This is a genomic window from Pseudomonadota bacterium (genome assembly GCA_018823135.1).
Lineage (GTDB): Bacteria > Desulfobacterota > Desulfobulbia > Desulfobulbales > CALZHT01 > JAHJJF01.
On sequence record JAHJJF010000051.1, the window covers coordinates 59,814 to 86,699 of the forward strand.

Consider the following 26,886-nt stretch of genomic DNA (forward strand, 5'->3'; position numbering starts at 1 on the left):
TACAGATAAACGGACGCTCAATTCCATGCTGGATGAGCGTCCGTTTTTTTTGTAAATGCTTATGAACAGGAATAAAGAACCTTATCAATGGAGCTCAAAGCCTTAACCTGCTTTTCTTCCAGGATGGGCTTCAATTATTCAGGTATTGATGTTCAAGCAGGCATATCAATCGGCATATCGTCCCTGACCAGCCTGACAAAATTCACCCGCATCCCTCTATTCCCGGAAATTTTATCCCTGGATGATCTGCTGATTAAAAAGTTGTCGGATACACCCCGATTAAACCCTTGCTTTTGTGCCGGCGACATCCCGCCGAAACCATGGGCCATGAAAACACATTCTTTGTGAATGCCTGGAGTGGTTTTTATTCTGATCGGCCGAGGAGAACAAACACCATCCTGATTTTCCAGATACAGTTGTTCCCCGTCGACAAGTCCCATTCCCTTCGCGGAAACATCATTGACCCACAGCTCATTGTCGCTGATTTCCCGATTAAGCCAAGTATTGTTCTGGGTAGAGGACAGGGTATGAACCGGCATCCTGCCGTAAAGCAATCTTGCAAAGCCTTCAGGCGGAGGCTCGGGTGCCTCAAAAACCGGCAGGGGATGAAAACCCTGGTCCTGAAGCGATTTGGAATACAGCTCAATCCTGCCCACCTGCGGCACAAGAGGATTCTCAACTATATCCTCAGAAAAAGTTTCTTTCCTTAAGGAAGTCCCAACCATTTCCTGGCGAATCGGAGCATTATTGACTTGCCCGGAATCATCCCTTGGCAGACGGATTGTCCCGCCGTTTTTTAATAATCTATCGTATGAAGTTCCATAGACCTTTAATTCATCGTCAATACGCTGCTTGATATCGCCAAATCGAAAACCCGTGCCGCGGCCAAGGCGGATGCTCAACTGCTTGACAATCCAGTACGGGTCTTTGGCTTCATGAAGAGGTGCAACCAGGGGAAAACGTATGCCTTTGGTCACGGTATTCCCTGAAATCCAGGACTCAATTATATCCGTCCGTTCCATAAACGTTGCTTCAGGAAGAATTATGTCGGAATATAAAGTGATCTCCGAGGGCAGGATATCGCAGGAAAAAATGAAGTCGGCCTTATTCAGCGCCGAAACTGTTCTGTGGAGATGCGGATAGCCGTGAACAGGGTTCTGTCCCCAGAACCCGAGGCCTTTGATCCGGTCCGACAACACACCTTTTATGATTTCCGAGGCAGGCTGATTCTTCCTTTTTCCGGGATGCGCCTTATCCTCTGCTGCGCTCCAGGGCATAAAATCTTGAGTATCCGCCGATAAACCATTGCGGTGGTTCTTCCAGGCCCCAAGCAGACCGGTGAGAATCGCGCGGGCCCGCAGCCGCTGCACGTCACTTCCATACCAGGTGCTGTGCTTGCCGGGATGGATATACGAATCCCGAGAAGATTGTGCCAGGAGTGTTGCTGTCTCCTTGATTATTTCAACAGGAAGGCCGGTTATGCGGGAAACTCTCTGTACAGTAAAACCGCTTACATGCTCGCGGAGGGCTGAAAATCCTGCAACATTAGCCGACACATGTCCTATATCATATAGTCCGGTTTCGACAATATGATTGATCCACCCGAAAATAAGCGCCGTATCGGTTCCGGGTTTGATCATCAGGTGATAATCCGCCTTTGAGGCGATGGAAGAAAAACGCGGATCAATAACTATGAGTTTCATTCCCTTTGCCAGGGCGTCAATCACCAGATTGAGTTCGGGGACATTGACATTTTCACCAAGATGCGAACCGAAAAGCACCATACACCTGATATTGTCAAGACCGGTAATTTCAAGGGGGAGAGGCGTATTTCCAAATGTCAGCCCGTAGGCCAGATCACGATTGGAAGTACAGAATTCATCCACGGAATTGTTAATGTTCGGCACTTCCAGGGTGTTAAACAATTCACGCATATAAGTAGATGAGGGGCCGTTGGCGAAAAGGGCCAGTGATTCAGGGCCGTGACGGTTGATAGTCTGCTCGAGTTTGAAGGAAATGGTGTCGATTGCTTCGCCCCAGCTTATTCTGGTCCATTTCCCCTCGCCACGTCTGCCCTCCCGCCGCAAGGGGTATTTCAGCCGATCAGGATCATACAGCAGCTGCGGGGCGGCATGCCCACGGGCGCAGATTTTGTCCCGGTTATAGTCTCCCTTGCCATTTCCCCTGACGTGGATCAGCTTTCCGTCCCAGATAACTCCGGCAATCCGGCAATTCACCTGACACATGGCACAGATGGAAGGGATTTCGCGGGTCTTTGCACCAGCACTTGCTGCGGTTTTAGCCTCAGCAAAATCCCTTTGCCCTGCATATGCTGAAAATGGATAGGAAGCAGCAGCAAGGCCGGTGCTCTTTAATAAACTTCTCCGTGTAGTTTTCCAGTCCATGGCAAATTGATCGTATAATTTATTTAGTACTTCTTAACTATAAAGCCGCTCAGCTCAACCTCGCATGAACCGTTCCCGAAGTTTTTCACAGACGTGATCAGGCACCAGCCCGCCGACATCACCGCCGTGACTCGCGGCTTCTTTGATGATGCTCGAACTGATATAAATCCACCTGAAACCGGTCATCAGAAAGACCGTCTCAACTTCACGCTCAAGACGCCGATTCATCAATGCCAGCTGGAATTCGTAATCAAAATCCGAAACAGCCCGCAGGCCGCGGATAATCGCGCGAGCGCCTTTGGTATAAGCATAATCAACAAGCAGGCCGGAGACGGTATCCACCGTAATCCGGTTTTCAGAGGCAGGAAAACATTCGCGGATCATTTCAAGACGTTCTTCAAGTGAGAAGAGCGGTTTTTTCGTAGCATTAATCGCGATGGTAATAATTACTTTGTCAAAAAGATGCAGGGTGCGGTTGATTATATCAATATGGCCCATGGTGATCGGGTCGAAGGTCCCAGGATAGACAGCGATGGTCTCGGTGGTTTCGGGTTGAACAAATGGTTCATATGTTGTCATGGATTGTTGCCTCCTCTCCTATAAAGCCAGAAACCTGTATCACCGTAACGCCGTTTGTCTGACAAATCAAATTTTCCCGGCGAATCAGGCAATGCCGCTGAAGAATCATCTTCAACAATAATCAAAACATTATCGTTCAAAATATCAAGCCCGGAAATCTGCTCAATAACTCCCTGCCATAGATTTGTTCTATAAGGAGGATCAATGAATACCAGAGTAAAACCTCCGGGAGGCGCGTACTGTTTCAAAAAAAAAAGGCTTTTCGATAAATCCCTGTTCAACAGAACGGACCTATCAGAAAAGCCACATTTTTGGATATTCCCATAAACCAGTTCAACGGCTGCTCGGTGCTGGTCAACGAAAACAGCACCGGCAGCCCCCCGGCTCAAGGCTTCAAGGCCGAAAGCGCCGGTTCCGGCAAAAAGATCGAGTACCTGCCCCTCTTTAATCTCTGTACCGATTACACTGAAAATCGCCTCGCGAGCCCGGTCGGCTGTGGGCCGGATCAATTGTCCCAGGGCTTTGGCGGGGCTGCTGAGCTTTCTACCCCGTGCTGTACCGGCAATAATTCTCAAATCGCCTTGCCTCTTAATCCGCCGGATTTAGTATACAACATCTGTAGGCTACAGATATTTCCTGATGAGAATTTCTGCGATCTGTACCGCATTCAATGCCGCACCTTTCAAGATATTATCTGAAACGACCCACAGATTGATGCCGTTTTCTATTGATTCATCCTCGCGAATTCTCCCAACAAGTGTTTCAAATTTGCCAGCGCAATCAATGGCCAGCGGATAAAGAGACTTTTCCGGATCATCGACAAGCTTGACACCCTCTGCAACTGCCATGAGGGCTTTGACCTCGGCGGCGCTGATTTTTTTCCGGGTTTCAACATTAACCGATTCAGAATGTCCATATACCACCGGAACCCGCACCGTAGTGGCGGTAACCCCGATTTTTTGGTCTTCAAATATCTTACGGGTTTCGTTGACCATTTTCATTTCTTCCTTGGTGTAACCGTTGGCAAGGAAGGAATCGATCTGCGGCAGGCAGTTGAATGCTATCTGGTGTGGATAGACCGCATTCACCAGTGGCTTTCCGGCAACATGATCTTGAATCTGATTCTGCAACTCAACAATTGCCTTGGCGCCGGTGCCGGATACCGCCTGATAAGTGGAAACAACAATACGCTTGATACCCACTTTGTCATAAATGGGTTTGAGTGCCACAACCATCTGAATTGTCGAACAGTTGGGATTGGCAATAATCCCTCTGTTTGTATACTGGGCAATGGCGTGAGGATTTACTTCCGGCACCACCAGGGGGATTTCTTTATCCATCCGGTACGCGCTGGAGTTATCAACCACCACAGCTCCGGCTGCGGCAGCTGCAGGAGCAAACTCAAGGGAACGGGACGCCCCTGCGGAAAACAACGCCACATCAATTCCTTTAAAGGAATCCTTGCTCAAGACCTGAACCGGTATGTCCTTGCCCTTATATTTCAAGGTTTTACCAACTGAACGTTCCGATGCAAGCAATCGCAATTCATTGATCGGGAAATCCCTTCTTGCAAGCACATCAAGCATGGCACCGCCAACCGCTCCGGTTGCACCGGCTATCGCAACATTAAATTTTCTATCACCACTCATTTCCACATAACCTCATATAGTGTTTCCATCCAAAAACGCTGCATCCTGGGTGATGGCAGCGTCAATCATTTGCATACGAGTTCCGAATTTAAATCAACCTTACAGTATTCGCCCGGAAGCTGGAAATTTCCGGACGGACAGTATTTAAGCCGTTGTTCAAAAAAAACTGTCACATTGGAAGACTGTAAACGGCATAAGGCCATAAATGTAACGATTATTTCTTGACGCCCCTAGACTGCGGCGGCAACCAGATCGCCAACTTCCTTGGTGCCGTAACCCATTTTCCCGGCAGAAAGGCTTTTGAGCTTCTCAGACACCACAGAGCGAATCGCTTTTTCGATTGCCGCTGCCGCCTCGGGCTCACCAAGATAATCCATCATCATCTGGGCGGCGCCAATGGCGGCAAGGGGATTTATAACATTCAGGCCGGTATATTTCGGCGCTGACCCGCCAATGGGCTCAAACATGCTCACGCCCTGCGGGTTGATATTTCCACCCGCGGCAATGCCCATGCCGCCCTGAATCATCGCCCCCAGATCCGTTATGATATCGCCGAACATATTGTCGGTGACGATAACGTCGAACCACTCGGGATTTTTCACCATCCACATGCAGGTTGCATCCACATGGGCGTAATCGGTTTTGACATCAGGGTATTCTCGGGCAACCTCGTAAAAAGCCCTTTCCCATAAATCAAAGGCAAAGGTAAGAACATTGGTTTTACCACACAGGGTTACCTTTTTTCTCTTGTTGCGCTTTCTGGCATATTCAAAAGCAAAACGGATGCAACGCTCAACGCCCTTTCTGGTATTGATGGATTCCTGGATTGCCACCTCATCGGGGGTGCCTTTTTTAAGTACGCCGCCAGCGCCGGCATACAGGCCTTCGGTGTTTTCACGGACCACGACGAAATCGATATCTTCAGGACCCTTGTTCCTCAGGGGTGTTTCAACATTTTCATACAGAATGACCGGCCGCAGATTCACATACTGATCCAGGGCAAAACGCAGATTCAGCAGAATTCCCTTCTCAAGAATACCGGGCTTGACATCCGGATGGCCGATTGCGCCAAGAAATATTGCATCATGTTTTGAAAGTTCTTCTACGGCATTTTCCGGAAGAACCACACCGGTCTTGAGATAACGATCGCCGCCGTAATCAAAATCAGTCAATTTCAGTTTAAAATCAAATTTCTTCGCTGCGGCCTTAAGGACTTTTATTCCTTCCGCAACTACTTCCGGCCCGGTTCCGTCACCTGGCATGACAGCAATTTTATGTGTCTTTCCCATGAGTTCAGTTCCTTATAAAAAATTTTCATATCAATAAGCATTAAAAAAATCAGCCCGTGATATTAACCACAATCTGCTGATTATGCAATTTCCACATAATGTCCGGAGCAGGACTCGACAGAATTTTCTAAAAAACTCCGCCAAAAGACTTCGCCCCGATAATACCGCATCAGGTTCAACGAATAATCATCTTCAGTAAAGGCAATGAAACAGTCCGTCCTTTTCGGATTAACCGGATGCTTCACTCCTGAGATACATCAGACGGTTCAAACCGTTCAAATAGGCTTTGGCAGCTGCAGTAATGATATCCGGGTCAAGACCGTAACCGATGACAACCCTGCCGCCATCCTCCATGCGAACCAGAACATCACCCAAAGCATCGGTGCCGCCGGCAAAGGAACTCACCGAAAAAAAGAGCAGTTTACTTTTTGTGCCGGTGAGTTGCGCGATGGTGCGATATGAGGCATCAATGGGCCCGACACCGATTGACGCGCCCTCTTTCACTTCGCCATTAATCTTCATCCGCACTGCAGCAGTGGGCAGCTTCATACTGCCGCTCATCACCCCGAGGGAAACCAGTTCATAGACTTCCGGTATCCGGATTATCTCATCCATGATGATCGCTTCCAGGTCTTCGTCAAAGATTTCCTTGCGCACATCGGCAAGGCTCTTGAATCTGGTAAAAACCCGATCAAGTTTTTCACTGTCCAGCTCATAGCCCAATACTTCAATCCGATCTTTTAAGGCATGACGGCCGGAATGTTTACCCAGCACCAGATTCCCCTTGGTCAGGCCGATATCCGAGGGGTTCATAATCTCATAGGTTGTGCGTTCCTTCAGCATCCCGTCCTGATGAATACCGGACTCGTGGGCAAAGGCATTGGCGCCGACAATGGCCTTATTGGGCTGAACCGGCATGCCGGTTATGGTGCTCACCATCCGGCTGGTGGTATGAATATGTTCCGCGGCAATATCGGTACGAATGGTGTTCAGCTTATCCGCCCTGGTGCGAATGGCCATGACAACCTCTTCCATTGCCGTGTTCCCGGCCCGTTCACCGATGCCGTTGATCGTGCACTCAACCTGTCTGGCGCCGGCGTTCACCGCTGCCAGGGAATTTGCCACTGCAAGCCCCAGATCGTTATGACAATGGACACTGAGGATGGCTTTTTCAATACTGGGAATATTGTTGATCAGATATTCAATCTGCCGGCCGTATTCATCCGGCAGGGCATAGCCGGTCGTGTCCGGGTAATTCAGCGTGGTGGCCCCCGCTTGAATCACTGCCTCAAAAACCTTGCAGACGAAATCAAGATCACTTCGGGAAGCATCTTCTGCGGAAAACTCGATATTGGAGGTATATTTTGCAGCGTGTTGCACTGAAGCTACTGCCAGCTCAAGAACCTGATCACGGTTCATTCTCAGCTTATGCTTCATATGTATCTCAGAGGTTGCGAGAAATGTATGTATCCGCGGATTTTCACCGTTTTTGAGGGCTTCCCATGCCCGGTCAATATCCTTGACATTGCAGCGGGCGAGACCTGCTACCTGGACATTTCTGATATTGTCGGCAATATGCTTCACACAATCAAAATCACCTTTTGAAGCAATAGGAAATCCTGCCTCAATGACATCAACCCTTAATTTGACAAGCTGCTCAGCAAGGAGAAATTTTTCCTGCAGGTTCATACTGGCGCCGGGCGATTGCTCACCGTCACGCAGGGTCGTATCAAAAATGACAATTTTATGCCGATTATCGACATCAGTATCAGACTGATTTATGCCCATAATAATCACTCGTAAATTTTATGATTCCGAGGGTCACTCGCGAACCAATCATTGATAGTTCAAAAAGGCTTATTTATGGGGATTAGAGCGTTTTATGTTCTTCCTCGGTGGATTCATTGCCTTCCTTTACAAAAAGCTTGAATCCGTCATGCACCGGTCCGGATAAAACATAAATCAGACCCAGAAAAAAAAGTGTTACCTGGGGTTCGGTGGCAAGTACCATTATCAATAACACCATAACCACAAGGGCATGGAATGTTTTAGCCCTGGTGGTTTCAGGATGCTTGAAACTCTGGTAATGATGCGTACTCACCATAAGATATGAAAGGACATAAACAAGAGCCAGGAGTGCTTTATCCTGTATGGCAATTTCAAAATCAATGAATTCAAAAAACAGAACTGAGGTGGCGATCATGCCGGCTGCAGCCGGACAAGGCAAACCGGTGAAGGTATTCTGCGACGAACTGCAATCCTGCGTATTGAAACGTGCCAGCCGTAATGCCGTTGTTGCAACATAGAGGAAAGCCGCCAGCCAGCCGTATCTCCCATAAGGTTTAAGCACCCAGAGATAGGCAAGCACCGCGGGCGCCACACCAAAAGAAACAAGATCACAGAGGGAATCATATTCCATCCCAAAGCGGCTCGTGGTACCGGTCATCCTTGCAACCCTGCCGTCTAGTCCGTCAAAAATCGCCGCGATAATAATTGCCACTGCAGCATTAAAATACATACCGTTCATCGCAGAGACAATTGCATAAAAACCACTGAAAAGGCTTGCAGTAGTGAGCATGCTCGGTAAAAGATAAATTGAACCCTTTGGGGCTTCATCGCGTCTTGCTGAAAATTTCATGCTTTTCACGATATAATCTCCTTTATTCTATCTAATTCTCTCTTACCATTGAGGAATGTATTATATTACTAACAGCGTGGAAAACTGCAATAATTAATGATCCTAACATTTCCTGATTTTTTTAAACATCTAAAACCAGGATCTGAAAATTTCGCAACACAAAACTACGCTAGGAGCCTGTCGGAGAATTAAGATCGTAACGTAAAAGTGAGGAATCGAGAGCAGATTTTCGGAAATATGAGCCGATTTTAACGTTTTCGGAGTCTTCGCTGCCTGCAGTAAATTCGGAATTCTCCGACAGGCTCATAATAACACCATAGATTTTCTGCAGAGGAAAGCTATTAATCAGGGTTAAGAGAGATACCCGAGGATGGTCTCGCCGGCAACTACCTTCTGACCAACGGTCACCTCCAGTTGAACCTGCAATGGAAGATATAAATCAACTCTTGAGCCGAACCGGATAAGACCGAACCTTTGTCCCTTGCCCAAACGGTCACCCTTGACAGCCCAGCAGACTATGCGGCGGGCGATGAGGCCTGCAACCTGGACAACAGCCATCTTGCGGCCTGATTCGGTGGTTATGATCAAGGCGTTACACTCGTTTTCAAGGGCACCGCGTTCCGAGTTTGCAGAAAAAAAATGTCCCTGGGAATAACGGATTTTTGTCACAAGTCCCGGAAATGGCATCCTGTTCACATGGACATTGAATACATTCATGAAAATACTGAGCTTATACACATGCTCCTTGACATATTTATCGTCGAATATCCTTTCAATGGTAATAATTTTCCCGTCTGCCGGAGCAACCAGAACATCTTCTTCTTCAGGAGATATTCTTTCAGGGTCACGGAAAAAGTACAGGACAAAACAAGTGATCAACAATGATGTCAACGCGAGGATATCATATCTCAGCAAACCGAATACAATGGCCATCAAAGCAGCAAAGCCGATAAACGGGTAGCCTTCGAGGGCAACGGGAACTCGTGGTTCTTTCATATAATCATCATCAGAAATAGTTTGTTGTTGTCGGCTTGTAAAAAAGGACGATGCCGACGAGTATTCCTCTAATAATTTATTGAAATTATTAGAGGCGACATTACTGTGTCCGAATTTTTACATGGTCTCAATCGTTCAATGCTGTCAAAAAAACCACGTAAAACCAGATAACACTATGGCATAAAATAAGCAATAATGTAACTCCGGATTTGCTCAGCAGGACACTTTTTGTTGTATGCAATAAATCAAAGGGCAGACCATCTTATGATGACCTGCCCCAGGAATTGTAATATATGTTTTCCCGATGTTAAATCCACGACAAGATATCAGGAATGATCTCTACTCTCCGGCTATCAGACAGAAATGCTCCAGAAAATCAGTTTTTCCTGGCTCTTACCATTGCAATGGTGCCGGTTCTGATGATTTCCTGAATACCAATTGGCCTGAATATATCAATAACCGCCTGAATCTTGCTGGCAGTCCCGGTAATTTCAACGGCATAGCTTTTAGGGCTCACATCAACAACTTTACCACGGAAAATATCGATGGTCCGCAAAACTTCGGCTCTGGTTTCCGAGTCGGCCTTGACCCTGATAAGAGCCATCTCCCGTTCGACATTTTCAACTTCATTCATATCCGTAACTTTGATCACGTCAATAAGCTTATGAAGTTGTTTGGTTATCTGCTCGACAATATTATCATCACCATCTGTTACCAAAGTGAGACAGGAAACATCATTATCCAGTGTGGGAGCGACGGCAAGACTTTCGATATTGAAGCCTCGGCCACTGAACAGTCCTGTTACCCTTGAAAGAACTCCAGGTTTGTTCATCAATAATACAGAAATTGTGTGTTTCATAGTTTTACCCTAATCAATTATGAATACATAAACAGTCAAAATTAGAAATTATCGACATCGTCAAAAGCACGATGCGCAAGCGTATTCCGCCTTTCACTTTTTAAATAATTGAAGGCGATAATCCAACATCAGACTTTTCGGAGTTTCGCATCTATTATTTTCCTGCGAGACCATCGTTAATTTCCTGTTAGACCAACAGCATTTCCGTGGTAGCTTTTCCCGCCGGAACCATTGGATAAACACCCTCTTCCCTGGCAATAACAAAATCCATAATAACCGTATTATCAGTAGCGAGAGCTTCCCTGATTACCGGCTCAACCTCGCTGGGTTTCGTGGCTCGCAACCCGACTGCGCCGTAAGCCTGAGCAAGGGCGACAAAATCCGGGGCCGTTTCCAGTCCGGTATGGGCATATTTCTTATCGTAGAACAATTCCTGCCATTGTCGAACCATTCCCAGATAATTATTGTTGAGGATTGCAACTTTGACAGGCAACTTATATTGCCGGGCGGTTGCAAGCTCTTGAATATTCATTTGAATACTGCCATCCCCGGCAATATCAATAACCGTCCTGTCCCGAGCCGCCATCTGGGCGCCGATCGCCGCAGGCAGACCATAGCCCATAACCCCAAGACCACCAGATGTAAGGAAAGTCCGGGGATGATTGAAATGGTAAAACTGCGCGGCCCACATCTGGTTCTGGCCGACCTCGGTTGAGATAATCGCATCACCATTGGTTAATTCATGCAGTTTCTGGACAACAAATTGTGGCTTGATGACATCCGGCACCTCTAAATATCCAAGGGGATGTTTGATCTTCCAGTCACTAATCTGCTCAAGCCAGGCTTCATGTTTTTCCGCAGATTCTTCCTTTTTAAATTCATCATTCCGGTCAAACCAGGTATTCATCGCGGTGAGCGCATGCTTGCAATCCGCAACAATAGGTATATCAACCCTGACATTCTTACTGATTGATGATGGATCAATGTCAATATGAATGATTTTGGCGTGCGGCGCAAAAGCATCAATCCTGCCGGTTACCCGATCATCAAATCTCGATCCCACGGCAATAAGCAGATCGCAGTTGGCTACCGCCATATTCGCATAATAGGTTCCGTGCATCCCAAGCATCCCCATAGACAGAGGATCGGTTCCGGGAAACCCCCCCAATCCCATGAGTGTCATGGTGACCGGAACCGACAATTTCGTTGCCAGATCGGTTAATTCTTCATGTGACTTGGAAGCAATAACGCCGCCGCCGGCATAAATAACCGGTTTCCTGGCTTTCATAATTGCTTTGCAGGCCTTTTCAATCTGACCCGGGTGCGGCTCATAGGTCGGCCGGTATGTACGCATCTTAACCGGTTTCGGTTCGGGGAAATTAAACATTGCGCTAACAATATCTTTCGGCAGATCAACGAGAACCGGACCCGGTCGACCAGTCCGCGCTATATGGAAAGCCTCACGGATGGTGGGCACCAGATCTTCGATATTTTTAACAAGATAATTATGCTTGGTGCAGGGACGGGTTATCCCGACAATATCAACTTCCTGGAAAGCATCATTGCCGATCAGCATCGTCGGAACCTGACCGGTGAAAACGACAATGGGAATCGAATCACAATAGGCGGAAGCGATACCGGTAACCGTGTTTGTGGCGCCAGGTCCGGAAGTTACCAGGGCTACGCCTACATCGCCAATAACCCTTGCATAGGCGTCAGCCGCGTGGACCGCCGCCTGCTCATGACGCACAAGAACATGGGTAATATCGTCATTTCTGAGCAATTCATCATAAATATCAATGACCGCGCCTCCGGGAAACCCGAAGACAACTTTAACATTCTGCTCTTTCAAGCATTTCATCAAAGCTTGAGCACCATTCACTTTCATATACATTTCCCTGAAGTTTTTGGTTTAAAAGCAAACAACCGGCTAATGCCTGAACTGAAATGCCGTAACAATTGAGTGATAAGGGCAATTAACCGACGAAAAAAGAAAAAAGGTATAATAGTATAAGATTATAAGTTGTCAACAACAGATTACTGAAAGTATTACTTAATCCTTGCGGGATTTGCACCTACAATTTCAAGTTTACCGTGTTTTGGCAATAATCCGGCGTCCCTTCCCTTCTGCAAAAAAGTCTGGACAGCAACACTCCCTTCCTCTCCCAGCCCCCGGCTGAAACTATTCACGTAAAGTCCGATATGGCATCGGATGACCTCTTCATCAAGTTCCTGAGCATTATTTTTTATATATTCTTTGCTTTGCTCAGGATGCGCCGATGCAAATTCGACACTTTGACCAAGACAGTCATTTATCATTTCCAACCTTTCACGGCCAAGGGATTTTCTTGCAACAATCCCACCCAGCGGGATAGGTAAACCTGATTCAGATTCCCACCACTGACCAAGGTCCTGGATAAGTGAAAAACCATAACTCTGGTAGGTAAAGCGACTTTCGTGAATTATCACTCCGGCGTCAATTTCACCCCGGTCCATACTCGGCATGATCAGGTCAAAAGGCATTTCAACCAACTGGGTCAATTGCGGCGCAAACAACTTCAATAATAACGCGGCGGTGGTGTAGCGGCCGGGGATAGCTATCTTCAGGTCGGCAAGGTCTGCTGCATCAAGATCCCGCGCTGCGATCAACAGCGGACCGCACCCCCGACCAAGGGCTCCTCCGGCGGAAAGCAGCGCGTATTCATCAAGGATATGACCCAGGGTGTGAAAAGAGACTTTCGACACATCAAGCCTGCCTTCAAGTGCCCAGTAATTCAGGGTCTCGACATCGGCAAGCAGCTCCTGGTCAAATTGCAATGTGCCGCAATCAATCAAACCATGGGTCATGGCATGAAAAATAAACGTATCATTGGGACATGGGGAAAACCCGATTGAAAGTCGATGCATGTGTAAAAAGTCTCACGGCTTAACAGGAACAAAGGCAGAAGACACAGAGTAAAAAAATGTTCCGCTTCTCGAATTCTTTGTGCCCTTAGGGCTGTTACTCTAACATCATTCATGGCGACGGCAGAGCCAACTTGCTGACCCAACAACTATCGACTGAAGTCGATAGCGTGAGGCACAGAGGCAGAAGGCATTCAGTGCCGTTATTTCTTCCCATGATATTGCTTTATTCCATTTTACTCTGTGCCTTCTGCCTTCTGCCTCTGTGCCTGTATAACTCATAGTATTTACATGCTCAAAACTCACCGTCTGAAGACGGTGGTTTTAAACCTGACTTGTGGCTAATAAATGCGGGGAGATCCGCAAGCCTTATCTGAGACTCGCCAGCTCTTTGATTAACACGGATACGGTTGCAGAAATCTTTTCGCATGCCACGCTAAGTTTCCATTTATCCGTATCACGGTCTTCAACCATATTACTTACGCAACGCAGTTCCAGACAGGGAACATCGAATGACTGGCATACTCTGGCAACAGCGGCACCCTCCATGTTTTCACAGATGCCCTGATATTTATCTCTTAAAAAATTCCCACGTCGCTGAGTGCCGCTTACACTGTTTACCGTCAAGAAATTTCCGGTTTTAAATTCGATATGCTTATGGTTGAAAAAACCGGCGCAAAGATCGTAAAGGCTATTTTGTAAATTAAATTCCTTTTCAACTATAACTGTGCCGTTACCAAAATCCATGATATCCGCATCGAAACAGATCCCGAAATCTCCAAAAATCTCTCTCTGGGCCAGGCAGATATCAAGCATTTCCACACCGGTGTCGCAGAAAGCGCCAGCAACACCGAAATTAATCACTCCGTCAATGCTCTCAACGCTTTGCGACAGATATCGCGTCAGGGATAAAGTGGTTTCAACCAGACCAACCCCGGATACCAGAAAATCCACATTCCCGAGCAGGGCGCGTCGCTTTTTCAGTTGGCACATCTCCTGGTTGGTTGCAGTGGTGAGCAAATACATGGTCACGAGACATCTCAGGTGGATAACTTTTTAACAATCCGGTTATTTTGATCGAGCAGGACAATGGCGGGTTTATAACTGGCAAGTTCATCGGCGTTATACATCGCATAACTGACGATGATTATAAGGTCTCCGGGCATTCCTTTTCGCGCGGCGGCGCCATTCAAGCCGATAACTCCTGAACCGGAAGGACCCTCAATCACATAGGTGTCAAATCTTTCACCGTTATTGATATTATAAATTTTAATCCTTTCAAAGGGCAGGAGATCCACTTCCTTCAGTAAATCCTTATCAATAGTCAGACTTCCTTCATAATTCAGGTTGGATTCAGTGATCGTCGCCCGGTGAATTTTGGTTTTTAACATTGAACGCATCATACTATTTCACTCCCTTCAAAGAGCATATTATTATCAATCAATCGAGTCTTCCCGGCTTTAGCAGCAAGAACGAGCATCGACATAGTATTAACTTCAGTCATGGATTTGAGGTTGTCTTTATTGACTATATCAACATATTCAACCGTTATATTGCTATAAGAATCAAAAAGTTCTTTGATTTCCTCGATTAATTTATCCGCGTCAAGCAAGCCTTGCCCTATGCGTTTTCTTGCGAGCCTTATGGACTCAATCAGGCAAAGGGCTGAACGCCGTTCATCTTTTGAAAGATACGTATTTCTCGAACTCATTGCCAGTCCGTCAACTTCCCGGACAATGGGATGACCGATCACCTGCACGGCAAAATTAAGATCCCTGACCATTTTTTTAATAACCGCCAGCTGCTGAAAATCCTTTTGCCCGAACACCGCAAAATGCGGCATGATGATATTGAAAAGTTTTGCAACCACTGTCGCCACACCCTCGAAATGTCCGGGACGACTTGATCCGCAAAGCGTACCGGTGATCTCTGAAACCTGTACTCTGGTCAGCAATTTTTCGGGATACATGTCAATAGTTTCGGGGGCAAACAGGACGGATACGCCTTGCGCGGCAGCCAGATCTTTATCCCGGTCAAAATCTCGCGGATATTTCTCCAGGTCTTCAGATGGGCCGAATTGAATAGGATTGACAAAAAGGCTGACTGCTACATGATCTGCCAGGGTGCGAGCCTTGCGCATGAGGCTGAGATGGCCTTCATGGAAATAACCCATGGTTGGGACAAGGGCGATGGATTGATTGCCGGAAATTATTTTTTCCGACCACAAAGTCATTTCCTGGGGCGAACGAATTATTTCCATGCAAACTCATCCTGGAAAAGGATTTCCTCAGGGTGTATTGCTCGCAGATTTACCGGCATCCAGTTTCCTGATCTTATCAACTACCCAGTTGGGGCCGGTCTCGCCAACCTTCTGATACATTTCGCGGGCCTTTACGGTATCGCCCTTCTGTTCATATATCCTTCCCATGGCAAGATAGGCCTGATCCGTAAAACCCGGAACGGATATAATTTTTCCGTAGTGGGTCAAAGCCTGGTCATATTTTCCATCACCTTCATAAGATTGACCGAGGCTGAAATTGATCAAGGGCAACAACGGGCTCTGAGATTTCAACTTGCCGATGACAGTAAGATAATTATTGATTGCTTCGGCATAGTTTTTTGCCTCATATGCAACGTGTCCAAGTTCCACCTGGCTCCAGACCGCAGCGCCGGTGCGTGGATATTCCTTAATGAGGTTTACAAGCATCTCGGGCTTGATGGTGGCGTTTTCTTCAGTGAGGGCGGATGCAAGCATCGTCGCAGCCTGGTCCTCTTGTTTCTCCGTATAATTCTTATAAAAAATAAAACTGAAGATAATGACAATGAAAGCAATTGATCCGATCTGCAGTCTCTTGGAATTTTCGCGGATAAATGCAATGAGTTTAGGAGGCAGGTTCATTTCTTCAAGGAGGCTTCGGTGAGGAACGGGGGCCTGCTGATCAATATTATTATTCGGTAAGGTGCCTGGTGGGTTCATAAAAAGTTCCTTCTTAAAGATATTTGTTGTGGCCGAATCCGGTCAGCATTGTAACATGACATCATCTTTTACTACTGCCGGATTTACCTTGAGAAATGCTTCAAATCTCATAAAATTCAATTCAGGGGTGGTCTTCATGATAATTCATGTAATAACCCGGCCCCATTGATGACTGAAAATCATTTAAGAAATCATCAAAAAAGTATTCCTAAAAGGGTTGATACTATACATTCTTATCAGAAAAAAATCATCCAATAAGGTTCGTAATACCATAATGCTCCATGGAAACAAACTTGAGTCAATTTATGAATGAGCAAATTATTACCAGAATCCAGACCGTAACTGAGGTTACAAGCTCCATCAAAGGAATATTAGAAACCGGATTCGCTTTTATTTCAATAATCGGCGAGATATCAAATCTCCGGATTCCCGCCTCAGGGCATATCTATTTTACCCTCAAGGACCAGAATGCCCAGATCAAGGCGGTTCTCTTCAAGATGCAACGCCGTTACCTTGATCATCTCCCCAGTAACGGCCAGGAAATCATCGCACGAGGCAGAATTTCACTTTACGAGCTCCGGGGTGAATATCAGATCATCGTTGACACCATAGATTTTCAAGGCAAGGGGGCCTTGCAATTCGCTTTTGAAGAACTCAAAAAGGAATTCTTCCTTAAAGGCTTTTTTGATGAATCGCATAAAAAACCCCTCCCCACCTACCCGGAACAAATAACCGTTGTTACCGCCCCCACCGGCGCTGCGATTTTTGATTTTTTAAAAATTGCCCAAAAACGCTTTCCATTGACTGCCATCGATATTTTCCCAGTACACGTCCAAGGCCCTCAAGCCGCCAGGGAAATCGCCCAGGCAATCGACCAAATTAATAAAACAAACAACACCCAGATAATCCTTCTGTGCAGGGGCGGCGGTTCCATCGAAGATCTATGGGCCTTTAATGAAAAAATCGTTGCGGAAGCAGTTTATGCATCAAATATTCCGGTAGTATCCGCCGTCGGCCATGAAATTGATTACACAATTGCTGATTTTGTTGCCGACCTACGCGCCCCGACGCCAACAGCTGCAGCGGAAATTATCCTCCCGGACATTCGCACCATCAAGGGAAATATCAACAAGCTGAATGCCAGGCTGCTTCGCTCCTTTCAGACTATGATCAATGAAAAAAAATATCAGGTATCTATCCAGAAAAAAATGCTCAGAAATCCCAGCGCCGCCCTTGCGCACTTCATCCTGAGACTGGAATATGCAGGAGCGGAAATGACCAATTCAATCAACCGCCTCCTTGCATCAAAAAAGACTCGTCTTTTTGCAGCTTCGGCAGAACTTCTTAAATACAGCCCCCAGCAGCGTCTCCTTCATTGCAGACGTCAGGTCTCAGGCCTAAGCCAGAGATTACAATTATCGATTATCGTTGAATTAGAAAGAAAAAAGGCCGTACTGCAAAAGACCGCGGCATTACTTGACTCGGTGAGTCCCCTGGCCGTACTTGGGCGTGGGTATTCAATCACCAGATTAATGTCAGGCAAAACAATCAAAAATAGTAATCAAGTGGAAGCAGGCGACATGGTGAACGTTTTGCTGCATCGAGGCAAGCTGTGTTGCGAAGTGAAAAAGGCAGAAGGATAAAAATTTATTGTAAATGGTCGGGACGAGAGGATTCGAACCTCCGGCCCCAGCGTCCCGAACGCTGTGCTCTACCAGACTGAGCCACGTCCCGACCCAGGACTTTTGCTTCAATCAAAAAAGCAACCTGAATCCCGGTAAATGGAATTCAGGTTGCGATGTGTTTCCTGTCAAGGAATTCGGATGTGATCAAATAATCATAACCGAATTCCTTGACAATATTATTTCTTAGATAAAGAAGGAATATCCAAAGAAACTGAAAAAATGTATCCTGTGAATTGGTAGCAACCTTAACGTTTGATTGCTGTTCAGGATTATTTTACTGCTTCAGCAAGTTTGCTGCCTGGTTTGAACCTGGCAACTGTTCTGGCTGCGATCTTGATAGCTTTGCCCGTCTGAGGATTGCGGCCTTGACGTGCTGCCCTTTTGGTTACGGAAAATGTACCGAAACCTACCAATGTTACCTTATCCCCTTTAGACAATGCGCCGGTAACGGCATCCAATAAGCCATTAAGGGCTTTCTCTGATGCAGCTTTACTGATACCACTTGCATTTGCCATGCTTTCAACCAATTCACTCTTATTCATACTTCTTCTCCTCCTGTGAATGTTGTAGCGCATCCCCCCCGTAAACAGGGATAATGCAGTTACGTTTTTTGCCGATTAAATCATATGCACATTATTTGTCAAACAAAAAACAGCCATCACACAACGAATTCATAAAAATAAATTATTAATACCGGGTCAGGCTTAAATACTGAAGCATATTCAAACATCACGGGAAATCATACCCTGTCGTTCTGAAAGATCAAGAAAAACTTTGCAAAAACCTAATGATTTAAAGAAAATTTCTATTTCCAGGTGATGCTTGGCAGCAATGCAGCGCTGGATATCACCTGCGGACAACTCAATAGACACATTTTTATCCAGATATTTTGCACGGCAGCCATGATAACCAAGATTGTGAAGAAACTGCTCTGCTTCTGCGACCACCGCCACCCGGTCCCGGGTAATTTCAAGACCTGAGGCAATCCTGGTGGCAAGACAGGATGAAGAAGGCCTATCCCAGGTGGGCAACGCCAGTTGCCTGCTTACTCTCCTGACCTGCTGTTTTGTGAAAGAGGTTTCAGCCAGAGGGGTTTTTATGCCAAGCTCCTGAATCGCTTTAAGTCCAGGGCGGTCCTCCTGCAGATCATCGACATTGGTGCCGTCCAATAAAAAAGGAATACCCTGATCCGTACACGTTTCAATAAACAGTGAATAAATTTTTCTTTTACAGAGATAACAACGGTCCGGGGGATTAGAGATAAATTCCGGCCATGCATAGGGGTCAATCTTGTGAATCAGCAGTTTGGCGCCGACCTTGTCTGCCGTCTCTTTTATCTGGCCTGATTCTTCCCGTGGCAGAAGAGGGGTTCTGGCGTATAAACCCAAAACGTTTTCCCTTCCCAAAACCTCCACCGCCGTTGCTAAAACCAGCGTGCTGTCAACGCCGCCTGAAAAGGCAACTGCCACCCTGCCGTATTGTTCAATTTTTTCTTTTAACTTCTCGTAGTTAAGCAAAAGCAAATGGCTCTCAGATCATGTAGTGATGAGTTCCCGACAATAAACATTTTCAGAGAAATATTCCTGTCAGGCAAAAAAGCAAAAACTCATGCCTTTTTTATTTGTCAGGAAGCGTATTTATCGGTTTTTCCAGGGTGAATTTTTTATCCATTATCCATTTTTTCAGGGTTTCAGCAATTTCCCTGGCGCCGACTAGACTGGACAGGGGTGCGGTGGGAACCATTTTACCGTTTACTTCAATCTGGCCGCTTTTAAGCTGCGCATAGCTGACTTCACCGTAATTCCTTGCCACACCGTGGGAATAGTCATAGGAATAATCCACCACCTGGGTAAAAATCTCGGCATCGGAGACACCGGTAAAGGCCGCCATCTCTTCATCTAAAATCGGTATGGGCACACCTAATCCCACCGCCATTGTCGAGCCGTATCCCTGCATACTGATCCCCTTGAGCCACTGGGAAGACATTTGTTTCAAGTCACCCTGGACCATAAGGGTGCCGGCAGGTCTTTTGGTTGTGCCGTTCTCAGCACGCAATGCCTTGGGATTATGCTGGGTGCCGTGCCAGGTGACATATCCTATTCCGCCTCCTAAAAATATCCTTGTCCCAAGACCGATGGTCCGGTAAAAAGGGTCGTTCATCAACGGGCTGAGTTCGCCTGCGCTGCAGTAATTGGCATTCTTCCCCTGGGGTTTCAGGGTCCCCATATAGGTGTATATCGTTTTCTCCGACAGGTTGATCGCACAATTATAATTCTGATAACAGTTTCGAGGATTCACCAGCAGTGCATAGGGTAATTCTTCCAGGGTGAACACCTTTTCGATTTCTTTATTGGGGTAACAGTCGGTGCCATACCCAAAGGCCTTCAAGATAACCTTCTTGCCTGCGACAAAATCTTCAATTACATGGCCGCCGCCGTAGATGAACTCTCCGGGAAAAACCTTATTGAGCGGGTCATCTTCCGTCATCTCGGTTGCGCCGATATAAATATCAACAGCTGCAAGACCGGCATAAGCCGGCACATTGTTCAATAACACCTTCGATGCCTTGATAGTGGGATTTGCATGACCGAAATTGATAAAAGCACCTGAAGAGCACATGGGCGAAAAGGTCCCGGTGGTCACCACATCAACCTTCTGGGCAGCGCCGGCTGCGCCCTCTTTCCTGACGATATGCACCATCTCTTCCGCAGTAACCACCACTGCTTCGCCGGCCTTGATCTTTGCATTTATCTCATCATATGTTTTGCGGATTTTCTTCCTGGTCATGAATATGCTCACGGTGAGAGTTTATAATTGAGTCTGAATTGAGCGTTTCTGATTTTAAAAATATCAGGTTGACATATCATTCTGCTTGCAGCACTGAACAAACAATATCGCCTGAATATCATAAAGAACGTGTTTAATCCATTACCGACACAACCTGATGGCCGGCTTCTTCGAGGGATCGGACAATCGGTCCCAGATCACATTTTTCCATACGGAAATAGTAGACCTTTTTCTTTTTAGATCTGGAATCCGTGGCAATGCTGACGATTTCACAATCATGCGCTTTAATGATTTTGGTTACGTCTTCAATGCCAACCGAGGCATCGGAGACAATTACGTCCAGCCGTGAAGAGGATTTAAGAATCCCCATGACTTCAATGAATGCCGACAGCAGGTCCGATGCAGTAATCACACCGACCAGTTCATTGCCGTCCAGCACAGGAAGCCCGCCGATTTTATAATCGTGGATTAATCTTGCAGCAGTCTCAATGCTGGAATTCACATTGATCGTGATGGGATCGGTGACCATTACCTGGTGCACGGGAATATCCTCGATCATCGAAGGAAAAAAGAATTGGCGCAGATCGCTCTCGGTGATAAAACCGACAAGCTGCCCGTCATCAACAACCGGCAGATGCCTGATTGAATGTTTTTTCATCAACTGCACCGCATCCTGAAGAAGGGCGGTTCTTTCAATGGAAACAGGATCTTTTCTTATCCAATTTTTGACCTTCATGAAAAAATGGATTCTCCTCAATTATGCATAAATTCGTCGGGAAAAAGTCGGCGGGAATCACCCGGCAGACAATAAAATCTTGATCTCAGAAAAAATTATTCACGAAAGGTAGAATAAAATCATTATCATTTCAAGTAAGAATCCGCACCAACAGCTATTTTGCCGTACAGTAAAACTTTTTCCCTTTTCATCTTCCTGGTTTTACTTTAGATTAACATGCTCAAAGCAGCTCAGATACAGAGACTCCGAAAGTTTTTTTTTTTGGGCAATAAAGCAGCTTTTTTTTAATAACAGTCCTTACCCAACATATTTCAGGAAATGATTCGCCATGGCGAAACAAAAAAACAGCACATTAGCCAACATCAGGGAAAACATCGACACCATTGACGACCAGCTGCTGGCCCTATTACAGGATCGGCTGCATCTTGCAAAGAATATCGGCAGAATCAAGGCCAAAGACAATCGCGACAAGTGGGATCCCAAGCGGGAAAGAGAAATTTTCGAACGGCTGCTCAAGGCAAATAAGGAGGATTTCCCTGAACAACCGCTTTTAAGCATTTTCAGAGAAATAATCACCACCTGCCGCCTTTCCCAGAAAGAAGTGGATGTTGCGTACCTCGGCCCGGAAGCAACCTATTCGCACCTTGCAGGAGTCAAGTATTTCGGCCATGCCGCAACCTATAAACCTATCGAAACAATTGAGGATATCTTTATTGAAGTCGAGCGCGGCAGAATAGAATACGGCATTGTTCCCGTTGAAAACTCAATAGAAGGCGCAGTGACCTCAACCCTTGACGCCTTCATGAAACACAAAGTGAAAATCTGCGGTGAAGTGCAGCTTGAAATCAGCCATCACCTGGTAAACCAGACCGGCGATATCAAGGACATTAAAACCGTTGCCTCACATTCCCAGCCTCTGGCTCAGTGCCGGCAATGGCTGAAAAAGAATCTGCCCGGCATTCCCTGCCAAACCGTGTTCAGCACCGGGGTGGCTTCCCAGATGGCAGCTAAGGATAAAAGCATTGCTGCCATCGCCAGTTCTCTGGCAGTCAAAATCTATCAACTACAGGTTGTCACGAAAGGGGTTGAAGATTACAGCGGCAATACAACGCGATTTTTTCTGATCGGCCGGAAATCCCCCTCGCTGAGCGGCAAAGACAAAACATCACTGCTGGTGGGATTGCGCGACAAGCCCGGCGCCCTTTATGACGCACTGACCATTTTTCTTGAAAGGAACATAAACCTCACCCGCATTGAATCACGGCCTGCCAAGGGTGGTGCTGCCTGGAAATACCTGTTTTTTATTGACATGGAAGGTCATATTGAGGATGAAAATGTTCGTGAGGGCTGTGAAAAACTTAAAAATATCTGTTCCTTTTACGAATGGCTCGGCTCCTATCCCCAGGCATTGGAAACCACATAAGCCCCTTTCACCTCACAAACCGGGACAGTTGCAGATCCGCAAGAATTACGGAATGAACACAAAGACATTCACTTATTAGAACCGCAGCGGTCACCAGAAATATCGAAAAGACGGATTTCGATTCATAATTCTGCGATTTCGTGTTCGATATTCGAAATTCAAAAACTCTCAATTACATTAAGTGAACAGCATTGAGACTCAGCATTGACGGGCAAGATATTTACCCGCCGATTCGTGACATCCGGCCATGACAACTCCCCGCCCCTTTGTCCAGCAATGAGTGTTCCCTGGGTTTGTTGCGGATAGCCTGCAGAAAAACTTCACGGATTGCTTCATCCGAGCCACCACTCCTGATGATCCCTTTAAGATTCAATTCCACATCAACCAGGAGACATGACCTGAGACCGCCGGTGGCAGTGAGGCGCAATCGATTGCAACTGCTGCAGAATTTATGACTGATGGGACTGATGAAACCGATGGTTCCGGGAGCGTTTTCATACCTGTACACCCTGGCAGGACCCTGCACCGGCCCTCTTGCAACCGGAGTAAGAGTCCCAAGGATCTCCAATCGGCTCATTATTTCTGCGTTGGATATTTTAGAATAAGGTTCATCCGATCCTCTGCCAATGGGCATATATTCAATGAATCGCACCTGAAAAGGATGCGCCAGCGAAAGTCCGGCAAAATCAAGCAACTCATCATCATTTATTCCGTTAAGAACCACCATGTTCAATTTCACCGGCGTGGGACTCAAGACACTAGCTTTCTTAATCCCCGCCCAGACTTTATCAAAACCGTCAAACCCGGTGATTTCCTTAAAACGTTTCTTCTTCAGAGTATCCAGACTGATATTAAAGGTTCTCACCCCGGATTCAACCAGTTGCCCGGCATATTCCTCAAGGAGCAAGCCGTTGGTGGTCAGTCGGATATCCTCAAGTCCGGGGATGGCGTTGATCTTTCTGATGAATTCGATCACTCCCTTCCTGAGCAGGGGTTCGCCGCCGGTGAGTCTGACTTTCCGGATACCCATCTGCACGGCAATCGCCACTATCCGGTACAATTCCTCATAGGACAGCAGTTCGGTTGTGGATAATTTCGGAAAATTCGTCTCACCGACGCAATAGGAACATCTGAAATTGCATTGATCGGTTATTGAAATGCGCAGATAACTTATGGCCCGCTGGAAACCATCGAATAATTCGCGCTTTTTATCGGCCATTATTTCAGACACGCTATGCGGAACCGGTTCAACATGGGATTCTGATTGATGTGTAACAGTCATTGGGATAAAAAATATTTCAATTAACCTATGGTGTGCTTCGTGAGTTCGCCTAAAAAATGGACAGAAAAGAAATATAATTGTAAGTTCGCAATAACCTTTCGTCAATAAGCTAACGCCTGGGAAGAGAATTTAATTCCTTCCCCAACAAAACAAAGATCTAACATGCTCACCCTTGGAATAGAAAGCTCCTGTGATGAAACTGCTGCAGCCGTCCTCAAAGACGGTGAAATATTGCTGTCCAACGTAATAAATTCACAGATACTGACCCATGAAATATATGGCGGCGTTGTCCCGGAACTCGCCTCCCGCAAGCATGTTGAAAATATTTATGCAGTGGTCCGGGAAGCGTTGTTGCAGGCAAAAACCGATCTGGGCGAAATAGACCTGATCGCCGCAACTCAGGGACCGGGCCTTGTGGGCTGCCTGCTGGTGGGGCATTGCTTTGCAAAAACCCTTTCCTATGTAAAAAATATTCCCTGTATTGGCGTGGATCACATAACCGGGCACCTGCTCTCCGTTTTTCTGGAGGCGGAAAAACCCCAATTTCCCTATATCGCCCTGGTTGCCTCAGGCGGCCATTCCAGTATCTTTCACGTAACCGACCCCACCACTTTCACCCTCCTGGGCCGGACCCGGGATGATGCCGCAGGGGAGGCCTTTGACAAGGTTGCAAAACTGCTTGGGCTTGGTTATCCAGGCGGGCCTGCTGTCAGCCTGCAGGCGCAGTCCGGCAATCCTGCCGCCATAGATTTCCCGCGCGCCATGTCTGAAAAGGACAATTTTGATTTCAGCTTCAGCGGACTCAAAACCGCCGTTGCAAATTATGTGTACCAGCAAAATAAAAAAGAAGCCGGGATAAATATCGCTGATGTCTGCGCCTCCTTCCAGGAAGCGGCGGTGGACGCGCTTGTGGAAAAAACGATTAATGCCGCACTTCACAATAAAATAAACAATGTTGTTCTTGCCGGCGGTGTAGCTTCCAATCCCCGACTCCGTGAGCGTTTCAAAGACCGGGGAAAGGCCTGCGGCATGGATATTTTCATTCCATCTCCGGACTATTGCACGGACAATGCCGCAATGATCGCCTTTGCCGGATACCAACGGTTTCTTGCAGGAAAAGCCGACACCCTGGATACGGATGTCTATTCAAGATCCCCTTTCCTTATTTTTCCCTGAGACTCCCCAATGATCGAACCTCGTCGGACATTACGATATTACAAGCTCAAATTCATACGCCTCAAGGGTGACCCGGCCTCATTGGCCAGGGGTGTGGCACTGGGCGTCTTTATCGGCATCACACCCACCATCCCCCTGCACATGACCATGATCATCGCCTTTTCCTTTGTATTCCGGAGCAGCATTATAGCCGGGATTCTTGCGTCATGGGTTGTCAGCAATCCCTTGACATTCCTGCCCCAGTATTATCTTTCCTGGAAAATAGGCGGTTTCTTTTCCCCCCATGATCTGTCCTGGGACAGGATACAATCAGTGATGGACGTCATCTCCACCCACCCCGGCTTTTCAGAGACCATGAAAACCCTTGGTCAACTTGGTTTAGAAACAATTCTTGCCATGATTCTTGGCGGCTGCATCCTGGCAGCACCATTCACCATTGCCTCGTATTTTGCCTCGTATAAATTTTTTACCGGTGTCCAGAAAAAAAGAATGGCAAAAAGAGCTGCCCGACAAGGAAACGGAAATCATGTCCTCTGAGCATAATATCAAAGAGATTCTCAAAAAACATAACCTGGCGGCAAATAAGAAACTGGGCCAGAATTTTCTGGTCAACCCCAACACCTCATTGCGCATTGTTGAAAAATCAGGAATCAGCCCGGATGATGTGATTATTGAACTCGGTGTTGGCTTCGGAACTTTGACTACTCATATTGCCCAAAAGGCCAGACAGGTAATCGGCATTGAGATTGATTCCGGATTTATCGAATGGCACCGGAAGGAAAAAATGCTTCCGGAAAATGTAACCCTCATTCACCAGGATCTGCTGAAATCGGATTTCAGGGAAATTTCCAATGATATCGGTGCGCCGTTAAAAATAATTGCCAACCTGCCCTATTCCATTTCCAACCCGCTGCTTTTCAAACTCGTTGACCACCGGGATATCATGGACTGGGCAGTGCTGATGCTGCAAAAGGAGGTGGCCCAGCGCCTCACTGCCAAGCCGGGAACCAAGGAGTACGGCGTGCTGTCGGTATTGCTCGGCTCCTGCGCCCAGGTGGAAACCTTGATGAATATCGGCCCCGGACAATTCCATCCGCGGCCAAAGGTCGATTCGCAGGTTGTGCGAATTTCCTTTGATCGGTCATTGGCAAAAATCAAAGCACTCCCCGAATTTGACTTTGCGCTTTTCAAATCCATCGTCAACCGTGCATTTCAGCAACGCCGCAAGACCTTGCTCAATGCCCTTTCCTCGGGTTTTCCCGCTTTGAGTAAAATAGAAATTACCGGACTTCTTGAAGAATCCCAGATTTCCCCGCAGATCCGCGCCGAGAAACTGACTGTTGACGATTATCTGCGAATCACCCAGGCCTTCTTGAAATCCTTGAACCAATAATGCACGCCCGCCAAATTCTTCTCTTTCTGTTTATCATGGCAAGGAAAAGGCCCTGGGGATTGATAGAGCCGGCAATAGATAGCAACGGCATAAAAAAAGCCCGGAGAA

The 26,886-nt window shown here is 46.8% G+C and carries 25 protein-coding genes and 1 tRNA gene; 5 read left to right on the forward strand and 21 right to left on the reverse strand.

The features are described from left to right. Nucleotides 1-152 precede the first annotated feature (152 nt). The 15 genes from KKE17_04825 to KKE17_04895 all read right to left on the reverse strand — a co-directional run bounded on the left by KKE17_04825 (nt 153) and on the right by KKE17_04895 (nt 16,296). Complete coding sequence (locus tag KKE17_04825) at nt 153-2,405, reverse strand: molybdopterin-dependent oxidoreductase (GenBank protein ID MBU1709312.1); 2,253 nt, start codon at nt 2,403-2,405, stop codon at nt 153-155. Nucleotides 2,406-2,459: 54 nt separating this feature from the next. Further along, the gene (gene coaD / locus KKE17_04830) at nt 2,460-2,984 is read right to left on the reverse strand and encodes a pantetheine-phosphate adenylyltransferase (protein MBU1709313.1); all 525 of its coding nucleotides are present in this window, start codon (nt 2,982-2,984) and stop codon (nt 2,460-2,462) included. After that, nucleotides 2,981-3,559 (reverse strand): 16S rRNA (guanine(966)-N(2))-methyltransferase RsmD, encoded by a 579-nt coding sequence (gene rsmD / locus KKE17_04835; GenBank protein MBU1709314.1) that lies wholly within the window; start codon nt 3,557-3,559, stop codon nt 2,981-2,983. Before rsmD ends, coaD begins: the two co-directional genes overlap by 4 nt. A 48-nt stretch (nt 3,560-3,607) precedes the next feature. After that, nucleotides 3,608-4,633, reverse strand: a complete 1,026-nt coding sequence (locus KKE17_04840; GenBank protein ID MBU1709315.1) for an aspartate-semialdehyde dehydrogenase — start codon at nt 4,631-4,633, stop codon at nt 3,608-3,610. A 230-nt stretch (nt 4,634-4,863) separates the two neighbouring features. Beyond that, nucleotides 4,864-5,922, reverse strand: coding sequence for a 3-isopropylmalate dehydrogenase (locus KKE17_04845; GenBank protein ID MBU1709316.1), 1,059 nt, complete (start codon nt 5,920-5,922; stop codon nt 4,864-4,866). A gap of 228 nt (nt 5,923-6,150) precedes the next feature. Continuing rightward, the gene (locus KKE17_04850) at nt 6,151-7,710 is read right to left on the reverse strand and encodes a 2-isopropylmalate synthase (GenBank protein MBU1709317.1); all 1,560 of its coding nucleotides are present in this window, start codon (nt 7,708-7,710) and stop codon (nt 6,151-6,153) included. 82 nt (nt 7,711-7,792) lie between these two features. Continuing rightward, complete coding sequence (pssA, locus tag KKE17_04855; GenBank protein ID MBU1709318.1) at nt 7,793-8,560, reverse strand: CDP-diacylglycerol--serine O-phosphatidyltransferase; 768 nt, start codon at nt 8,558-8,560, stop codon at nt 7,793-7,795. Nucleotides 8,561-8,911: 351 nt separating this feature from the next. Next, a complete protein-coding gene (locus KKE17_04860) occupies nt 8,912-9,556 on the reverse strand; it encodes a phosphatidylserine decarboxylase family protein (GenBank protein ID MBU1709319.1) in 645 nt (214 codons plus the stop codon). 376 nt (nt 9,557-9,932) lie between these two features. Then, the gene (ilvN, locus tag KKE17_04865) at nt 9,933-10,415 is read right to left on the reverse strand and encodes an acetolactate synthase small subunit (GenBank protein MBU1709320.1); all 483 of its coding nucleotides are present in this window, start codon (nt 10,413-10,415) and stop codon (nt 9,933-9,935) included. A gap of 187 nt (nt 10,416-10,602) precedes the next feature. Continuing rightward, nucleotides 10,603-12,303 carry a biosynthetic-type acetolactate synthase large subunit gene (ilvB, locus tag KKE17_04870; GenBank protein MBU1709321.1) on the reverse strand — a complete coding sequence of 567 codons (1,701 nt, stop codon included), beginning with the start codon at nt 12,301-12,303 and terminating at the stop codon, nt 10,603-10,605. Nucleotides 12,304-12,464: 161 nt separating this feature from the next. Continuing rightward, complete coding sequence (locus KKE17_04875) at nt 12,465-13,322, reverse strand: 1,4-dihydroxy-6-naphthoate synthase (protein ID MBU1709322.1); 858 nt, start codon at nt 13,320-13,322, stop codon at nt 12,465-12,467. A gap of 366 nt (nt 13,323-13,688) precedes the next feature. Beyond that, on the reverse strand, nt 13,689-14,351 hold the full coding sequence (gene mqnB, locus KKE17_04880) for a futalosine hydrolase (GenBank protein ID MBU1709323.1): 663 nt from the start codon (nt 14,349-14,351) through the stop codon (nt 13,689-13,691). 8 nt (nt 14,352-14,359) lie between these two features. After that, the gene (locus KKE17_04885; GenBank protein MBU1709324.1) at nt 14,360-14,722 is read right to left on the reverse strand and encodes an aspartate 1-decarboxylase; all 363 of its coding nucleotides are present in this window, start codon (nt 14,720-14,722) and stop codon (nt 14,360-14,362) included. Beyond that, nucleotides 14,719-15,579 carry a pantoate--beta-alanine ligase gene (gene panC, locus KKE17_04890; protein ID MBU1709325.1) on the reverse strand — a complete coding sequence of 287 codons (861 nt, stop codon included), beginning with the start codon at nt 15,577-15,579 and terminating at the stop codon, nt 14,719-14,721. The genes KKE17_04885 and panC overlap by 4 nt, the downstream gene beginning before the upstream one ends. Before the next feature lie 27 nt (nt 15,580-15,606). Beyond that, complete coding sequence (locus KKE17_04895; protein ID MBU1709326.1) at nt 15,607-16,296, reverse strand: tetratricopeptide repeat protein; 690 nt, start codon at nt 16,294-16,296, stop codon at nt 15,607-15,609. A gap of 305 nt (nt 16,297-16,601) precedes the next feature. Between KKE17_04895 and xseA the strand changes: the two genes are divergently transcribed. Further along, entirely contained in the window at nt 16,602-17,939 is a 1,338-nt protein-coding gene (gene xseA / locus KKE17_04900; GenBank protein ID MBU1709327.1) for an exodeoxyribonuclease VII large subunit, read from the forward strand. A 14-nt stretch (nt 17,940-17,953) separates the two neighbouring features. Here xseA and KKE17_04905 read toward each other — a convergent pair. From KKE17_04905 to KKE17_04925, 5 genes are all read right to left on the reverse strand, one after another. Continuing rightward, nucleotides 17,954-18,030: transfer RNA gene (locus KKE17_04905), tRNA-Pro, on the reverse strand. A gap of 220 nt (nt 18,031-18,250) precedes the next feature. After that, nucleotides 18,251-18,523 (reverse strand): HU family DNA-binding protein, encoded by a 273-nt coding sequence (locus KKE17_04910; GenBank protein ID MBU1709328.1) that lies wholly within the window; start codon nt 18,521-18,523, stop codon nt 18,251-18,253. A gap of 180 nt (nt 18,524-18,703) precedes the next feature. Next, entirely contained in the window at nt 18,704-19,504 is an 801-nt protein-coding gene (gene larE / locus KKE17_04915) for an ATP-dependent sacrificial sulfur transferase LarE (protein ID MBU1709329.1), read from the reverse strand. A 94-nt stretch (nt 19,505-19,598) separates the two neighbouring features. Beyond that, a complete protein-coding gene (locus KKE17_04920) occupies nt 19,599-20,768 on the reverse strand; it encodes a homocysteine biosynthesis protein (GenBank protein ID MBU1709330.1) in 1,170 nt (389 codons plus the stop codon). A 133-nt stretch (nt 20,769-20,901) separates the two neighbouring features. Further along, nucleotides 20,902-21,504 (reverse strand): CBS and ACT domain-containing protein, encoded by a 603-nt coding sequence (locus tag KKE17_04925; GenBank protein ID MBU1709331.1) that lies wholly within the window; start codon nt 21,502-21,504, stop codon nt 20,902-20,904. Between the two features lie 328 nt (nt 21,505-21,832). Between KKE17_04925 and pheA the strand changes: the two genes are divergently transcribed. Then, nucleotides 21,833-22,927, forward strand: coding sequence for a prephenate dehydratase (pheA, locus tag KKE17_04930; protein ID MBU1709332.1), 1,095 nt, complete (start codon nt 21,833-21,835; stop codon nt 22,925-22,927). 220 nt (nt 22,928-23,147) lie between these two features. Here pheA and moaA read toward each other — a convergent pair whose 3' ends face one another. Continuing rightward, nucleotides 23,148-24,146 (reverse strand): GTP 3',8-cyclase MoaA, encoded by a 999-nt coding sequence (moaA, locus tag KKE17_04935; GenBank protein MBU1709333.1) that lies wholly within the window; start codon nt 24,144-24,146, stop codon nt 23,148-23,150. A gap of 225 nt (nt 24,147-24,371) precedes the next feature. On the opposite strand from moaA, the gene tsaD reads away from it, so the two are divergent. The 3 genes from tsaD to rsmA are packed head-to-tail and all read left to right on the forward strand — an operon-like array spanning nt 24,372 to nt 26,778. Next, nucleotides 24,372-25,385: a tRNA (adenosine(37)-N6)-threonylcarbamoyltransferase complex transferase subunit TsaD gene (gene tsaD / locus KKE17_04940; GenBank protein ID MBU1709334.1), complete on the forward strand. Its 1,014-nt coding sequence runs from the start codon at nt 24,372-24,374 to the stop codon at nt 25,383-25,385. Between the two features lie 9 nt (nt 25,386-25,394). After that, a complete protein-coding gene (locus KKE17_04945) occupies nt 25,395-25,922 on the forward strand; it encodes a DUF2062 domain-containing protein (GenBank protein ID MBU1709335.1) in 528 nt (175 codons plus the stop codon). Continuing rightward, on the forward strand, nt 25,912-26,778 hold the full coding sequence (gene rsmA, locus KKE17_04950) for a ribosomal RNA small subunit methyltransferase A (GenBank protein ID MBU1709336.1): 867 nt from the start codon (nt 25,912-25,914) through the stop codon (nt 26,776-26,778). The genes KKE17_04945 and rsmA overlap by 11 nt, the downstream gene beginning before the upstream one ends. Nucleotides 26,779-26,886: the final 108 nt, after the last annotated feature.

Bases quoted from the DNA above. Each gene is read 5' to 3' on its own strand.
- KKE17_04920 (MBU1709330.1), bottom strand. From the start codon at position 20,768: ATGACCAGGAAGAAAATCCGCAAAACATATGATGAGATAAATGCAAAG.
- panC (MBU1709325.1), bottom strand. From the start codon at position 15,579: ATGGAAATAATTCGTTCGCCCCAGGAAATGACTTTGTGGTCGGAAAAA.
- KKE17_04840 (MBU1709315.1), bottom strand. From the start codon at position 4,633: ATGAGTGGTGATAGAAAATTTAATGTTGCGATAGCCGGTGCAACCGGA.
- KKE17_04850 (MBU1709317.1), bottom strand. From the start codon at position 7,710: ATGGGCATAAATCAGTCTGATACTGATGTCGATAATCGGCATAAAATT.
- pssA (MBU1709318.1), bottom strand. From the start codon at position 8,560: ATGAAATTTTCAGCAAGACGCGATGAAGCCCCAAAGGGTTCAATTTAT.
- rsmA (MBU1709336.1), top strand. From the start codon at position 25,912: ATGTCCTCTGAGCATAATATCAAAGAGATTCTCAAAAAACATAACCTG.
- KKE17_04885 (MBU1709324.1), bottom strand. From the start codon at position 14,722: ATGATGCGTTCAATGTTAAAAACCAAAATTCACCGGGCGACGATCACT.
- tsaD (MBU1709334.1), top strand. From the start codon at position 24,372: ATGCTCACCCTTGGAATAGAAAGCTCCTGTGATGAAACTGCTGCAGCC.
- pheA (MBU1709332.1), top strand. From the start codon at position 21,833: ATGGCGAAACAAAAAAACAGCACATTAGCCAACATCAGGGAAAACATC.
- coaD (MBU1709313.1), bottom strand. From the start codon at position 2,984: ATGACAACATATGAACCATTTGTTCAACCCGAAACCACCGAGACCATC.
- ilvB (MBU1709321.1), bottom strand. From the start codon at position 12,303: ATGAAAGTGAATGGTGCTCAAGCTTTGATGAAATGCTTGAAAGAGCAG.
- KKE17_04845 (MBU1709316.1), bottom strand. From the start codon at position 5,922: ATGGGAAAGACACATAAAATTGCTGTCATGCCAGGTGACGGAACCGGG.
- KKE17_04945 (MBU1709335.1), top strand. From the start codon at position 25,395: ATGATCGAACCTCGTCGGACATTACGATATTACAAGCTCAAATTCATA.
- KKE17_04895 (MBU1709326.1), bottom strand. From the start codon at position 16,296: ATGAACCCACCAGGCACCTTACCGAATAATAATATTGATCAGCAGGCC.
- KKE17_04875 (MBU1709322.1), bottom strand. From the start codon at position 13,322: ATGCATCGACTTTCAATCGGGTTTTCCCCATGTCCCAATGATACGTTT.
- KKE17_04925 (MBU1709331.1), bottom strand. From the start codon at position 21,504: ATGAAGGTCAAAAATTGGATAAGAAAAGATCCTGTTTCCATTGAAAGA.
- KKE17_04910 (MBU1709328.1), bottom strand. From the start codon at position 18,523: ATGAATAAGAGTGAATTGGTTGAAAGCATGGCAAATGCAAGTGGTATC.
- moaA (MBU1709333.1), bottom strand. From the start codon at position 24,146: ATGGCCGATAAAAAGCGCGAATTATTCGATGGTTTCCAGCGGGCCATA.
- KKE17_04860 (MBU1709319.1), bottom strand. From the start codon at position 9,556: ATGAAAGAACCACGAGTTCCCGTTGCCCTCGAAGGCTACCCGTTTATC.
- xseA (MBU1709327.1), top strand. From the start codon at position 16,602: ATGAATGAGCAAATTATTACCAGAATCCAGACCGTAACTGAGGTTACA.
- ilvN (MBU1709320.1), bottom strand. From the start codon at position 10,415: ATGAAACACACAATTTCTGTATTATTGATGAACAAACCTGGAGTTCTT.
- KKE17_04825 (MBU1709312.1), bottom strand. From the start codon at position 2,405: ATGGACTGGAAAACTACACGGAGAAGTTTATTAAAGAGCACCGGCCTT.